The sequence below is a fragment of the Curtobacterium sp. MCBA15_004 genome, from assembly GCF_001865055.2.
GTDB lineage: Bacteria > Actinomycetota > Actinomycetes > Actinomycetales > Microbacteriaceae > Curtobacterium.
In genome coordinates, this window is record NZ_CP126266.1 from 1804472 (window position 1) to 1818175 (window position 13704).

Genomic DNA, 13704 nt, shown 5'->3' on the forward strand with positions numbered 1-13704 from the left:
CCCGTTCCCCGGGGCCCACCGTCCGACCGCTGTCCAGTCGGCGACGGGTAGACGGGTGCCATGACCGCAGACACCGGACCCGACACCACCACCACGGGCGACGCCGAGCGCCACGACGCCGTCCGCCACGACGCCGACCCGGAGACCCTCGAGGCGCTCAGCCACGACACCCAGTCCGGCGAGGCCGACTACGTCGCGACGAGCCCCGGCGGCAGCGGGACGGAGCGCCACGTCCCGACCGCCGACGAGGAGCAGGGGCGCGGCACCGAGTACGACCCGGTCGACCAGGGCCCACAGCAGGAGGGCCAGGGCGGCTGACCCGACGCACCGGACCGGGTCGGTCGACGGGACCGACCCGGCCGTCGCGACCGGCGCGACCGCTGCGGGCGCGCGTGTCGACTCGGCGCTACCGGATCACCCGACGGAGCGCCGCCCGCTCGCCGTAGGTCCACACCGCGCTCGTGACGACGTACAGCGTCGCCGCGAGCGGTGCGATCCCCGCGAACACGACCGACACGAAGGGCACCCACCGGGTGACGGCCGTGGCGGCCCCGCTGCTCGGGTCCGCCGCCCCGTCGGCCACCGGCGCGACCGGGTTCCACCGCAGGTTCGCCCGGCGGCTGGCCTCGACCACGAGCGCGAGGAGCACGAGCAGCAGCACGACGACCCAGGCGTGGGTCCACAGCGGGGACGTCAGCACCACCACGAGGGACCGCCCGAGCGGGATGCCGACGAGCGTCGCCTCGAGCAGCGTGTTCGTCACGCCGCCGATCGTCCCGTGGCTGAACAGCGTGTACACGAGCGACAGGACCGGAGCCTGCGCGAGCACGGGCAGGCACCCGGCGAGCGGCGAGACCCGCTCCGAGGTGTACAGCTCCTGCACGGCACGCTGCAGACGCTGTGCGTCGCGGCCGTGTCGACGTCGGAGCTCGGCCAGTCGCGGGGCGAGTCGCCGGCGGTCGCGTTCGGCCCGGACCTGGACGACGGCGAGCGGCACGAGCACGAGGCGCACGGCCAGGGTGAGCGCGACGACGGCGAGCGCCGAGGCGGCGTCCCCGACGAACGGGGAGAGGCCCTCGGCGACGGCGGTGAGCAGGTCGGCGCCGCCGTGCAGCAGCATGCCGACGACGGGCAGGGTGGTGGGGTCCATGACGTTCCGTTCGGTGGAGGGACGGGCAGGCGTGACCCGACCACCGCGGTGGTCAGGCCGGCGTGCACACTCCCGGTGCCCGGGCGCGGACGTGTCCGTCGGCGTCCGGGTGACTCCACGCGATCCGTGTCGGCAGGTCGTCGTCGCGGTCGCCCCGCTGCGGGTGCAGGGGGGCGAGGTCGAACCCGAACGCGACCGCGAGCAGGTGCGCCACGAGCACGGCGACCGCGACGGCCGTCACCCCGAGGACGGCGACCACGGCGACGAGCGGCGCGGGGCCGATCGAGGGGTCGCCGAGCACCAGCGCGGCGACGATGCGCAGCAGGGGCTCGATCACGGTCATGGTGGGTTCAGGCTAGCGCCCCGCGTGGCTCGGTCGGCGGGCGGGTCCGGGCGGGCAGGATCGGACCATGACCGCAGGATCGCCGAGCACCCCAGCGACCCTCGCCCTCGAACGGGCAGGGATCCCGTTCACGCCGCACGTGTACGAACACCACGAGACGGCGACGAACTTCGGCGAGGAGGCCGCCGCCGCGCTCGGCCTCCGCGAGGAGCAGGTCTTCAAGACCCTCGTCGTCTCGGTCGACGGGCAGCTCGCCGTCGCCGTGGTCCCGGTCGCGAACCGTCTCGACCTCAAGGCCGTCGCGGCGGTGCTCGGCGGCAAGAAGGCGTCCCTCGCGCTGCCCGCCCTCGCCGAGAAGCGCACCGGGTACGTCGTCGGCGGGATCAGCCCCGTCGGGCAGAAGACGCCCCTGCGGACGGTCGTCGACGCGTCGGCCGCGGACTACCCGAGCATCTTCGTCTCGGGCGGCCGTCGCGGGTTCGACATCGAGCTCACCCCGGCCGACCTCGTCCGGGCCACGGACGCCCGGACGGCCCGGATCGCCCGGACTTGAGTCACCCCGGCGCAAGTTCTTCCCGCTGCCGGGAATGAGCCGACCCCTCCTGCGTTGCACTGAGTCGAAGGCACTCACGTTCCCCAGGAGGTCCCGTTGCCAGAGACGTTCGGCCCGACCGGCGGCGACGCGTTCGACGCGTTCCTCGCACGCCTGCTCGCGGCACAGCAGCCCGGCGGCCAGCGGTCGGTACCGCTCGGTCGACCGGTCGACATCACGCGGCTGCTCAGCCGCCGCACCCACGGTCTGCTCCAGCAGGCCGCGGAGTACGCCGTCGCCCAGGGCCAGCACGAGGTGGACGCACTCCACGTCCTGCACGTGCTCGTCCGGACCGACCCCTTCGGCGCCGTCCTGCAGCACGCCGGCGTCGACCCGGAGCGCTTCGCCGCCGAGGTCGAGCAGCGCCTGCCGATGGCCCGCGAGTCCCAGGACGCGGCTCCCGGGCGTCCGGGGCTGACCGCGACCGCGCAGCGGATCCTGCTCGAGGCCGCCCAGGCCGCGCGTGGCTTCGGCAGCACCTACACCGACCCCGAGCACGTCTTCTTCGCGCTCGTCACCGACCACGACACCGTGACCGGTCAGCTCCTCGCGAGCGCCGGGGTCACGCCGCAGGTCCTGCAGTCGTACGCACAGCAGGCGGCCGAGGCCGCACGAGAGGGGCGCCCGATGCCCGGCACCACCGAGTCCGACCAGCAGACCGACCAGCAGCAGTCCGACACCCCGACGCTCGACCGGTTCGGGACCGACCTGACCGAGCGCGCGCGGCAGGGCCGCATCGACCCGGTGATCGGCCGCGCCGCCGAGATCGAGCAGACCGTCGAGGTCCTGCTCCGTCGCACCAAGAACAACCCCGTGCTGATCGGGGAGCCCGGCGTCGGCAAGACCGCGATCGTCGAGGGCCTCGCGCAGCGCATCGCCGACGGTGACGTCCCCGGCCTGCTGCGCGGCAAGCGCGTGGTCGCCCTCGACCTCGCCGCCATGCTCTCCGGCACCCGCTACCGCGGCGACTTCGAGGAGCGCCTCACGACGGCCATGGACGAGGTCGCGGCGCACGCCGACGAGCTCGTCCTGTTCGTCGACGAACTGCACACCGTGGTCGGCGCGGGCGGTGGCGGCGAGGGCGGCTCGATGGACGCCGGCAACATCCTCAAGCCCCGCCTGGCCCGTGGCGACCTGCACCTCGTCGGTGCGACGACCCTCGCCGAGTACCGCCGCATCGAGAAGGACGCAGCCCTCGAACGGCGCTTCCAGCCCGTGACCGTCGGCGAGCCGAGCGTCGAGGACGCCGTCGCGATCCTCACCGGCCTCGCCCCGCGCTACGCCGAGCACCACGACGTCGAGTACACCCCGGACGCCCTGCGCGCCGCGGTCGAGCTCTCGCACCGCTACGTCACCGACCGGCACCTGCCCGACAAGGCCATCGACCTCGTCGACCAGGCGGGCGCACGCCGTCGGCTCGCCCTGTCGGGCGACGACGACGTCGCGGCCCTGCGCGAGCAGGTCGTCGCCCTCACGGCGGCCAAGGACGCCGCGGTCGCCGAGGAGCGCTACGAGGACGCGTCGCGCCTGCGCGACGAGGTGGACGGACTGGAGGCGCGGATCACCGCCGCGTCGCAGGGTGACGTCAGCCGCGCCTCCCGTCCGGCAGCCGGTGACCGCACGATCACGGAGGCCGACGTCGCCGAGGTGGTGTCCCGCGCCACCGGCATCCCGGCGACGCGCCTGACACAGGGCGACCGGTCCCGGCTCGCCGCGCTCGAGGACGACCTGCACGAGCGGGTGGTCGGCCAGGACGACGCCGTGCGCGCCGTCGCCACCGCGGTCCGGCGCAGCCGGACCGGCATGGGCGACCCGCGCCGTCCGGTCGGGAGCTTCCTGTTCCTCGGCCCGACCGGTGTCGGCAAGACCGAGCTCGCGAAGGCCCTGGCCGCGTCGCTGTTCGGCGACGAGTCGGCGATGCTCCGCTTCGACATGAGCGAGTACGGCGAGCGTCACACGGTGTCGCGGCTCGTCGGTGCCCCTCCCGGGTACGTCGGCTACGACGAGGCCGGCCAGCTGACCGAGCGCGTCCGGCGGAACCCGTACTCGGTGATCCTGCTCGACGAGGTCGAGAAGGCCCACCCGGACGTCTTCAACCTGCTCCTGCAGGTGCTCGACGACGGGCGGCTCACCGACGGGCAGGGCCGCACGGTGGACTTCCGGAACACCGTCGTCGTGATGACGTCGAACATCGGGTCGGAGTTCCTCGCGTCGCGGTCCGGCGCGCTCGGGTTCTCGGCGGCCGGTGCCGACGGGTACGCCGAGGAGGACCTCCGCGCCCGGGTGATGGGCAAGCTGCGCGAGGCGATGCGGCCGGAGTTCATCAACCGCATCGACGACGTCGTGCTCTTCCGCAAGCTCGAGCCCGGACAGCTCCGCTCGATCGTGTCGCTGCTGCTGCACGAGACCGGCCTCCGCCTGCTCGCACAGGGCATGACGATGACGGTCACCGACGCGGCCGCCGACTGGCTCGCCGAGCACGGGTACGAGCCCGAGTACGGCGCCCGACCGCTCCGCCGCCTCGTGCAGCGCGAGGTGGACGACCGCATCGCGACCCTGGTGGTCGACGGCGCCGTCGCGGAGGGCGACACCGTCCTGGTCGACGTCGAGGACGGCGCGCTCACGGCGCGGGTCGCGGAGCACGCCACGCGGTAGGTGACGGCGCGCCCGGACCCCGGTCCGTGCACGATCGCAACGACCCCGGTACCACCTCGGTACCGGGGTCGTCCCGTGTGCGCAGGAATGCATTCCGAGATTCTTCGAGGAAAGGGTTGCGCATGCATTCCCGGTGTGGATAGTGTTCACGAGCACACCGCGTCAGCACGAGACCGAGAGGGGGGCTGACCATGATGATCACCGCGATGACTCCGTTCCGTGGATTCCGTGGAGCCAGCTGGACCCCGCTCCGGGTCCGCTGACCGCGAGCGTCCCGCACCGCTCGACACCTGCCGTTCCGGCACGTCTGCACTGAGGTCCGCCCTCCGGGGGTGACCTGCCAGGCGTCGCCGGGCCCTGCCCATCCGCACCCGTGACCGCCGACCGTGTCGGCGTGGTCGCGACGGTGTCGGCTGCGCCCGGCGGGTACCCGTGCCGGTGCGGCGCTCGTCCAGCGGCATTCCACCACACCGCTCCCGTTCCGATCCGGAACCGTTGCGGAATGCACCGTCCGTGCATTGTTCCCGACATTCCCGTCCGCATTCCCGGACGAGGTGTCGTGCCCGTTCTCCGGGCTTGTCGGACCGTCCTCCCGACGGGTTCTTCCGTGGCGCCGGTCGACCGGGTCCTCGTGATGCCCGACCGCCGGGCGTCCGCGCCGGCGCTCCGCCGCACCCTCCGTACCGCCCGTTCCCGGGCACCACTCCCTGAAGGGGAACCACCGTGTCGTCGAAGACCACGTCCACCCGTCCGCCCGACACCGCCGCAGCCGCAGCTGTGCGACGCGTGTCCCTGGCCGACCGCATCGCCCTGCGCGTCGGCATGTCGCTCATCATCTGGAGTCGTCGGACCCGCCGCGTGCGGCCGTCCGTCGACCACGCGACCCGGCAGCGCCTGGAGCGCGAGCGGCGCGAGCGCGAGCTCGACCTGCTCGTCCGCGGCGCCGCGATGCGCATGTGGCGCTGACCGGCCCGGTCGCCCGACGCCGGGGGCGCTCCGCTGCCGGACCATCTGCACAACGGGGAGCACCTCGCGCCACGCATCGCCGTGGCGCGAGGTGCTCCCCGTTGTGCGACGCGCACCCGAGCCGCTCGGGCGGGGTGCCGAGCGGCGCTCGCGCGCCCGGCGAGCCCGCGGCGGTGCGCCGCCCACGCGGCGGGCGGTGGGGGCGCAGGGAGGTGGGGCGCGCCTCCCGGCCAGCCTCAGCGCGCCCTGTTCGCGACCAGCGCGACCGCGTACGACGCGTACCAGGTGCCCGCCGCCGGGCCGCCGTTGCAGGTGCCGTCGCTCAGGCCCGGGGTCTTGACCCACAGCAGGGCGTCGAGCCCGGTCGTCCCGTTCGCCACGCGCGGGGTCTGCCCGAGCCCGGCGCCGGGCGGGTTGCACCACGTGCCGAGCCAGCCCCGGCCGTTCCGCGACACGTCGACGACGTAGCGGGAGCCACCGGTCAGCGCGCTGAGGCGCTCGGCGTAGGCCTGCTCGCCCTCGAGGGCGTAGAAGTTCGACACGTTCGTGAAGAACCCGCGCGCGCGGTCGATGCCGGCGCGCTGCAGCAGGTCGGCCTGCACGGCGGGCTTGTTCCAGTTCTCGTTGCCGCCGTCGAGGTAGGCGGGCACCCCGGCCGCGGCGAACGCGTCGACCGCGGCCGCGAGGAGTGCCGGGCGCGTGGCGTCCTCCGAGCGGCAGGTCGGCAGGTGCGAGAGCGAGTCCGGCTCGACGAGCACCACCGCCCGGTGCCCGCGGAGCATCCCGGCGATGCGCTCGTTCCACGCGGTGTAGTCGGCGGCGGTCAGGCCGCCGGCCGAGAACCCGCCGCAGTCGCGGTTCGGCACCGCGTAGGTGACGAAGACGGGGGTGGTGCCGGACGCCTCGGCGGCGGCGAGGTTGCGCGCGACGACGCGGTCGAGCAGGTCGCCCCGGAGCCAGTCGCCGAGCCAGGTCGCGACCGGCTGCGCGGCGATCGTGCGGGCGGCGGCGGCCTCGGTCGTGCGGCCCTCGGCGGCGAGCCGGGTGGCGGCGACCCCGGCCTGCGCGTCGGGTTGCAGCGTCGGGCCGCCCGCGAAGACCTCGACGGGGGGAGCGGTGCGGAGTGTGCCCGGCGTGACCGGGGGTCGGGCGACGGCGGTCGTGCTCGCGGTGGTGCTGGTCGACCCGCGGGGGACCACGGCGGACGTGCGCGCGGCGGTGCTCCCGCTCGGTGCGGCGATCGCCGGTGCGCCGGTGAGCACGACCGCCCCGGTCAGGAGGGCCGCGGCGGTGACGACGGCTGCCCGGCGCCCGGCCCTGCCCGGGGTCGTCGTCCTGGTCGTCGTCCCGTGGGAGCCGGCCCTGCCCGGGATGGTGGTCCTGTGGTGGTGCACGGTTCCTCCCGACCGGGCGTGTGCCCTGCGCACGCGGTCCCGGTGCCGACCATGGGAACTCCTGCTCCCGTGCCGGGTCGAGCACCAGAAGGAGGGGGTTGACGGCTCCGCGGCGGCGTGGTGCGGGCACGGTCGACTACCGTTGTGCGGTGACCGAAACCGCTGCTGCCCTCGTCGAACGACTCACCGCGATCGTCCCGGACTTCCCGAAGCCGGGGATCCTGTTCCGCGACGTGACCCCGGTGTTCTCCGACCCGGTCGCCTTCGGCCGCGTCTGCGAGGCCCTCGCCGCCCCGTTCGCGATCGGCGCCGGGTTCTCGGCCGTCGCGGGCATCGAGGCACGCGGGTTCGCCCTGGCCGGCGGGATCGCCGCGCAGCACCAGGTCGGCGTCCTGACCGTCCGCAAGGCCGGCAAGCTCCCCGGCGAGGTGCTCAGTGAGCAGTACGCGCTCGAGTACGGCGAGGCCGAACTCGAGCTCCGCCCCGGGCAGCTACCCCAGGGCACCCGGGTGCTCGTCGTCGACGACGTCCTCGCCACGGGTGGGACCGGTGCGGCGACGATCACGCTGCTCGAGCGCGCCGGGTACGAGGCGATCGGGTTCGCGTCGCTGCTCGAGCTCGACGGGCTGGCGGGTCGGGAGCGCCTGGAGCCGCGCCTGCCCGTGACCACGCTCGGACGCGTCCCCGCCTGAGGCCGCGCACTAGTCTTGACCCACCCCTGATCCAACCGAGGAGCACCACGATCGTGACCGAGTCAGTCGCACCCGCGCCCGCAGACCTTCCCCAGGCACCCGAGCCCCGCACCGCGACGACGACCACGACGGGCACCGAGCTCTTCGACGGCGTCCGCGGCGTGGTGGCGATCCGCGTCGACGGCGTGCTCAAGGACCTCGCCGCCGACGTGCAGGCGGGCGAGACCGCCGAGCCGGTGACGCTCGACGAGCAGGACGGCCTCGACATCCTCCGCCACTCGGCCGCGCACGTGCTCGCGCAGGCCGTGCAGCAGATCAACCCCGACGCGAAGCTCGGCATCGGCCCGCCCGTCACCGACGGCTACTACTACGACTTCGACGTCGCCGAGCCGTTCACCCCGGACGACCTCAAGGCGATCGAGAAGGGCATGGACCGCATCGTCAAGCAGGCCCAGCGCTTCCGGCGCAAGGTCGTCACGGACGACGAGGCCCGCGAGCTCATGACGGGGGAGCCGTACAAGCAGGAGCTCATCGGGCTCAAGGGCGCCGCTGCCGAGGGTGACTCGGGCGAGAGCGTCGAGGTCGGCGCCGGCGAGCTGACCGTGTACGAGAACGTCGACCCGAAGACCGGCGAGGTCGTCTGGCAGGACCTCTGCCGCGGGCCGCACGTCCCGCACACCCGCTGGATCGGCAACGCCTCGAAGCTCATGCGCGTCGCCGCGGCGTACTGGCGCGGCTCCGAGAAGAACCCGCAGCTGCAGCGCGTCTACGGCACCGCCTGGCCGGACAAGGACCAGCTCAAGGCGTACCTCGTGCGCCTCGAGGAGGCCGCCAAGCGCGACCACCGCAAGCTCGGCGCCGAGCTCGACCTGTTCTCGTTCCCCGACGAGATCGGCTCCGGGCTGGCGATCTTCCACCCGAAGGGCGGCATCATCCGCCGCGAGATGGAGGACTACTCGCGCCGTCGGCACGAGCAGGAGGGCTACTCCTTCGTCTACACGCCGCACATCACCAAGGGCGACCTGTTCGAGCAGTCCGGGCACCTCGGCTGGTACAAGGACGGCATGTTCCCGGCCATGCACATGGACGAGGCGCGCGACGAGGACGGCAACGTCACCCGGCAGGGCGCGGACTACTACCTCAAGCCGATGAACTGCCCGATGCACATCCTGGCGTACCGCTCGCAGGCCCGGTCGTACCGCGACCTGCCGCTGCGGATGTTCGAGTTCGGCACCGTGTACCGCAACGAGAAGTCCGGCGTCATCCACGGCCTGACGCGCGTCCGCGGCATGACCCAGGACGACGCCCACATCTTCACCACCCAGGAGAAGATGAAGGAGGAGCTGACCACGACCCTCGAGTTCGTGCTCTCGCTGCTCCGCGACTACGGCCTCGACGACTTCTACCTCGAGCTGTCCACGAAGGACCCCGAGAAGTACGTCGGCGACGACGACGTCTGGGACATCGCGACGAACACCCTGCGCGAGGTCGCCGAGGAGTCCGGGCTCGAGCTCGTCCCGGACCCCGCGGGTGCCGCGTTCTACGGCCCGAAGATCTCCGTCCAGGCGCGTGACGCCATCGGCCGCACCTGGCAGATGTCCACCGTGCAGCTCGACTTCAACCTGCCCGAGCGCTTCGAGCTGGAGTACACGGCGCCGGACGGCTCCCGGAAGCGCCCGGTGATGATCCACCGCGCCCTGTTCGGCTCGATCGAGCGCTTCTTCGGCGTCCTGACCGAGCACTACGCGGGCGCCTTCCCGGCCTGGCTGTCGCCGGTCCAGGTCGTCGCGATCCCGGTCGCCGCCGAGTACGGCGACTACCTCGACGAGGTCGTCGCGAAGCTCCGCGCGCACGGGGTCCGTGCCGAGGTCGACCACTCGGACGACCGCATGCAGAAGAAGATCCGCACGCACACCAAGGCCAAGGTGCCGTTCCAGCTCATCGCCGGTGGCGACGACCGCGACGCCGGGGCGGTCTCGTTCCGGTTCCGCGACGGCCGCCAGGACAACGGCGTGCCCGTCGACGAGGCGGTCGAGCGCATCACCACCGCGATCCGCGACCGCGCGCAGGTCTGATGGTCGCCGAGCAGCCGGGAGGCACACCCGAGGTCCCCGGGACCGGTCACGTCGTCGACGCGGCCGGCTCCGGGGCCCATGCTGCGCCCGGCGCGACGGACACGGTCCGCCCCGGGGCCGCCGGCACCGGGTCCGCGGACGACCCGCTGGTCATCCGTGACGCCGCCACCGGCGCCGCGGTGCCGGACGCCTTCCAGCGCCTCTGGAACCCGCACCGGATGGCGTACATCGACGCCGGTCGCGAGGGCAAGGGGCGCGGGCACGAGGACGACTGCCCGTTCTGCGAGGCACCGGGGAAGTCCGACGAGGACGGCCTGATCGTCGCCCGCGGCGAGCACGCGTACGTGCTGCTCAACCTCTTCCCGTACAACAACGGCCACCTGCTGGTCTGCCCCTACCGCCACGTCCCGCTCTACGACGAGGCGACCCCCGACGAGCTCCGCGAGATGGGCGAGCTGACCCAGACCGCGATGCGCGTCCTCCGCGAGGTCTCGCACTGCGACGGCTTCAACATCGGCATGAACCAGGGCGAGGTCGCCGGCGCCGGTGTGGCCGCGCACCTGCACCAGCACGTCGTGCCGCGGTGGGCCTCGGACGCGAACTTCTTCCCGATCATCGCCCGCACGAAGTCGATGTCCCAGCTGTTGGGGGACACCCGCCGTCTCGTCGCGGAGGGCTGGCCCGCTGCGGACTAGACTGTCGGCATCATGAGCGACAGCACCAGCACCTCGGGCACCAACGGCAACGGCACCTCGATCACCGGCTCCGACCGCGTCAAGCGCGGCCTCGCCGAGATGCTCAAGGGCGGCGTCATCATGGACGTCATCGACGCCGAGCAGGCGCGCATCGCGGAAGAGGCCGGCGCGACCGCCGTCATGGCCCTCGAGCGCGTGCCCGCCGACATCCGCGCGCAGGGCGGCGTCGCCCGCATGTCCGACCCGTCGATGATCGAGGAGATCATCGCCGCGGTGTCGATCCCGGTCATGGCGAAGGCCCGCATCGGCCACTTCGTCGAGGCGCAGGTGCTGCAGGAGCTCGGCGTCGACTACATCGACGAGTCCGAGGTGCTGTCGCCGGCCGACTACGTCAACCACATCGACAAGTGGAACTTCACCACCCCCTTCGTCTGCGGTGCCACCAACCTGGGCGAGGCGCTCCGTCGCATCACCGAGGGCGCCGCGATGATCCGCTCCAAGGGCGAGGCCGGCACCGGTGACGTCTCCGAGGCGACCAAGCACATCCGCACCATCTCGAAGGAGATCGCGGCGCTGCGGTACCTCAAGGAGGACGAGCTCTACGTCGCCGCCAAGGAGCTCCAGGCGCCGTTCGACGTCGTCAAGGAGGTCGCCCAGACCGGCAAGCTCCCGGTCGTGCTCTTCACTGCCGGTGGCGTGGCCACCCCGGCCGACGCCGCGATGATGATGCAGCTCGGCGCCGACGGCGTGTTCGTGGGCTCGGGCATCTTCAAGTCGGGCGACCCGGCCGCGCGGGCCGCCGCGATCGTCAAGGCCGTGACCTTCCACGACGACCCCAAGGTCATCGCCGAGGTGTCCCGCGGGCTCGGCGAGGCGATGGTCGGCATCAACGTCGCCGACGTCCCCGCCCCGCACCGTCTCGCCGAGCGCGGCTGGTGAGCGCCCGACCCCGCATCGGGGTCCTGGCGCTGCAGGGTGACTTCCGCGAGCACATCGCCTCGCTGACCGAACTCGGCGCGGACGTCGTGCCGCTCCGCCGCCCGGAAGAAATCGACACCCTCGACGGTGTCGTGATCCCCGGCGGCGAGTCGAGCGTCATGGACAAGCTCTCGCGGGCGTTCGGCGTGGCCGAGCCCCTGTCGGCCGCGATCCGCGCCGGGCTGCCGACGTACGGCACGTGCGCGGGCATGATCATGCTCTCGTCGCGGATCGCCGCGGGCATCCCCGGGCAGCAGACGCTCGACGTGCTCGACACCACCGTGCGGCGGAACGCGTTCGGCAGCCAGAACGACTCCTTCGAGACCGACATCCCGATGCCGGCGCTCGGTGAGGCCCCGGTGCACGCGGTCTTCATCCGGGCCCCCGTGGTGGAGCAGCACGGCGCGGGCGTCGAGGTCCTCGGTGCCCTCGCCGACGGGCAGGTCGTCGCCGTGCAGCAGGGCAACGTGCTCGCGAGCGCGTTCCACCCGGAGGTCGCGGGCGAGGACCGCTTCCACCGCCGCTTCCTGGCGATGGTCGCATCGGCCTGACGCGACCCGCGGGGCGGCGGCGATCCGCGCCTCCCGGCCGGTAGACTGGTGCGGATCTTCCGCTAGACGCAAGGAGCACCGTGTCCGGGCATTCCAAGTGGGCAACGACCAAGCACAAGAAGGCCGTCATCGACAGCCGTCGTGCCAAGTCGTTCGCCAAGCTCATCAAGAACATCGAGGTCGCGGCCAAGATGGGCGGTGCCGACCTGTCGGGCAACCCGACCCTGGTCGACGCGGTCCAGAAGGCCAAGAAGACCTCGGTGCCGAACGACAACATCGACCGCGCCATCAAGCGCGGCGCCGGCCTGACCGGTGAGTCGATCGAGTACACGACGATCATGTACGAGGGCTACGGCCCGAACGGCGTCGCGATGCTCGTCGAGTGCCTCACGGACAACAAGAACCGTGCCGCGGCCGAGGTCCGCACGGCGATGTCGCGCAACGGCGGCACCATGGCCGACCCGGGCAGCGTCGCGTACAACTTCTCCCGCAAGGGCGTCATCTCGGTGTCGAAGGTCGACGGCCTCGACGAGGACACCGTCATGACGGCCGTGCTCGACGCGGGTGTCGAGGACGTCATCGACCAGGGCGGCGGCTTCGAGGTCATCACCGAGGCGTCCGACCTCGTGGCGGCCCGCACCGCGCTGCAGGAGGCCGGCATCGACTACGACTCGGCCGACGCCGAATTCGTGCCGGGGCTCAAGGTCCCGATCGACGCCGACACCGCGCGCAAGGTCTTCAAGCTGATCGACGCGCTCGAGGACAGCGACGACGTGCAGAACGTCTACGCGAACTTCGACATCCCCGCGGACGTCCAGGCCGAGCTCGACGAGGACGAGGACTAGGCAGATGCTCCGGGTGCTCGGGGTCGACCCCGGGCTGACCCGGTGCGGCGTCGGCGTGGTCGAGGTCGCACCGAACCGGCGCGCCCGGCTCGTGCACGTCACGGTCGTGCGCACGCCGGCTGACATGGCGCTCGAGCAGCGCCTGCTCCGCATCGCCGACGGCATCGCCGCCGAGATCGACGAGCACCGTCCGGACGCCGTCGCGGTCGAGCGGGTGTTCGCGCAGGCGAACGTCCGGACCGTGATGGGGACGGCGCAGGCCGCCGGGCTCGCCCTTCACGCCGCCGCGGCGCGCGGGCTGCCCGTCGGGCTGCACACCCCCTCCGAGGTGAAGGCCGCGGTCACGGGGTACGGCAACGCCGACAAGCGGCAGGTCCAGACGATGATCGCGCGGGTGCTCGGTCTCGACGAGGCCCCGAAGCCCGCCGACGCCGCGGACGCGCTCGCCCTGGCCGTGTGCCATGCCTGGAGGCTCGGATCACCCGACCGGGTCGGTCCCGGTCCGGCGACGCTCACCCCGGCGCAACGCGCGTGGCGCGAGGCGCAGAACGGCGGGACCGCGGACTCGCCGCTCGCGCGTGCCGCGGCGGCCGCCGCGCGCCCGAACGGAGCAGCCGCCGCGCGTCGCGCGGCCGCCCGCCAGGCCTGATCCGACGCGTCGCGGCCGGCCTGGTCCGCCGCTGCCCGTCCGAGCGCCTCCGTCGGCGCGCTGCTGGCCGGGTCGACCGCAGCCGGGCAGGCGTGCCCGTCGCCGCGCGGCGGTCCGGT

At 73.1% G+C, this 13704-nt stretch carries 14 protein-coding genes; 11 read left to right on the forward strand and 3 right to left on the reverse strand.

Annotation, left to right across the window (positions count from 1 at the left end):
- The first annotated feature begins 60 nt into the window (after nucleotides 1–60).
- The gene (locus QOL16_RS08515; RefSeq protein WP_065963679.1) at nucleotides 61–318 is read left to right on the forward strand and encodes a hypothetical protein; all 258 of its coding nucleotides are present in this window, start codon (nucleotides 61–63) and stop codon (nucleotides 316–318) included.
- A gap of 88 nt (nucleotides 319–406) precedes the next feature.
- On the opposite strand, the gene QOL16_RS08520 is transcribed toward QOL16_RS08515, so the two are convergent.
- Together QOL16_RS08520 and QOL16_RS08525 are read right to left on the reverse strand one after the other, a co-directional pair.
- Nucleotides 407–1150, reverse strand: coding sequence for a membrane protein insertase YidC (locus tag QOL16_RS08520; RefSeq protein WP_071281807.1), 744 nt, complete (start codon nucleotides 1148–1150; stop codon nucleotides 407–409).
- 52 nt (nucleotides 1151–1202) lie between these two features.
- Nucleotides 1203–1493 (reverse strand): hypothetical protein, encoded by a 291-nt coding sequence (locus tag QOL16_RS08525; protein ID WP_065963684.1) that lies wholly within the window; start codon nucleotides 1491–1493, stop codon nucleotides 1203–1205.
- A gap of 67 nt (nucleotides 1494–1560) precedes the next feature.
- On the opposite strand from QOL16_RS08525, the gene ybaK reads away from it, so the two are divergent.
- The 3 genes from ybaK (at nucleotide 1561) to QOL16_RS08540 (ending at nucleotide 5706) form a co-directional block, all read left to right on the forward strand.
- A complete protein-coding gene (gene ybaK / locus QOL16_RS08530; RefSeq protein ID WP_065962293.1) occupies nucleotides 1561–2046 on the forward strand; it encodes a Cys-tRNA(Pro) deacylase in 486 nt (161 codons plus the stop codon).
- A 96-nt stretch (nucleotides 2047–2142) separates the two neighbouring features.
- Nucleotides 2143–4740, forward strand: coding sequence for an ATP-dependent Clp protease ATP-binding subunit (locus QOL16_RS08535; protein WP_071281809.1), 2598 nt, complete (start codon nucleotides 2143–2145; stop codon nucleotides 4738–4740).
- 723 nt (nucleotides 4741–5463) lie between these two features.
- Nucleotides 5464–5706, forward strand: coding sequence for a hypothetical protein (locus QOL16_RS08540; RefSeq protein WP_071281811.1), 243 nt, complete (start codon nucleotides 5464–5466; stop codon nucleotides 5704–5706).
- A 236-nt stretch (nucleotides 5707–5942) separates the two neighbouring features.
- Here the strand turns inward: QOL16_RS08540 and QOL16_RS08545 are convergent, their stop codons facing one another.
- Nucleotides 5943–7100, reverse strand: a complete 1158-nt coding sequence (locus QOL16_RS08545; RefSeq protein WP_071281814.1) for a glycoside hydrolase family 6 protein — start codon at nucleotides 7098–7100, stop codon at nucleotides 5943–5945.
- A gap of 149 nt (nucleotides 7101–7249) precedes the next feature.
- On the opposite strand from QOL16_RS08545, the gene QOL16_RS08550 reads away from it, so the two are divergent.
- The 7 genes from QOL16_RS08550 (at nucleotide 7250) to ruvC (ending at nucleotide 13585) form a co-directional block, all read left to right on the forward strand.
- Nucleotides 7250–7792: an adenine phosphoribosyltransferase gene (locus QOL16_RS08550; protein WP_065962287.1), complete on the forward strand. Its 543-nt coding sequence runs from the start codon at nucleotides 7250–7252 to the stop codon at nucleotides 7790–7792.
- A gap of 53 nt (nucleotides 7793–7845) precedes the next feature.
- Nucleotides 7846–9867, forward strand: coding sequence for a threonine--tRNA ligase (gene thrS / locus QOL16_RS08555; protein WP_171898761.1), 2022 nt, complete (start codon nucleotides 7846–7848; stop codon nucleotides 9865–9867).
- Nucleotides 9867–10562 (forward strand): HIT domain-containing protein, encoded by a 696-nt coding sequence (locus tag QOL16_RS08560; protein WP_083394843.1) that lies wholly within the window; start codon nucleotides 9867–9869, stop codon nucleotides 10560–10562. Before thrS ends, QOL16_RS08560 begins: the two co-directional genes overlap by 1 nt.
- A gap of 12 nt (nucleotides 10563–10574) precedes the next feature.
- The gene (gene pdxS / locus QOL16_RS08565) at nucleotides 10575–11501 is read left to right on the forward strand and encodes a pyridoxal 5'-phosphate synthase lyase subunit PdxS (protein WP_065962284.1); all 927 of its coding nucleotides are present in this window, start codon (nucleotides 10575–10577) and stop codon (nucleotides 11499–11501) included.
- The gene (gene pdxT / locus QOL16_RS08570) at nucleotides 11498–12091 is read left to right on the forward strand and encodes a pyridoxal 5'-phosphate synthase glutaminase subunit PdxT (protein WP_139266263.1); all 594 of its coding nucleotides are present in this window, start codon (nucleotides 11498–11500) and stop codon (nucleotides 12089–12091) included. Before pdxS ends, pdxT begins: the two co-directional genes overlap by 4 nt.
- An 80-nt stretch (nucleotides 12092–12171) precedes the next feature.
- On the forward strand, nucleotides 12172–12936 hold the full coding sequence (locus QOL16_RS08575; protein ID WP_065962279.1) for a YebC/PmpR family DNA-binding transcriptional regulator: 765 nt from the start codon (nucleotides 12172–12174) through the stop codon (nucleotides 12934–12936).
- A gap of 4 nt (nucleotides 12937–12940) precedes the next feature.
- Nucleotides 12941–13585 (forward strand): crossover junction endodeoxyribonuclease RuvC, encoded by a 645-nt coding sequence (gene ruvC, locus QOL16_RS08580; RefSeq protein WP_065962278.1) that lies wholly within the window; start codon nucleotides 12941–12943, stop codon nucleotides 13583–13585.
- Nucleotides 13586–13704 lie beyond the last annotated feature (119 nt).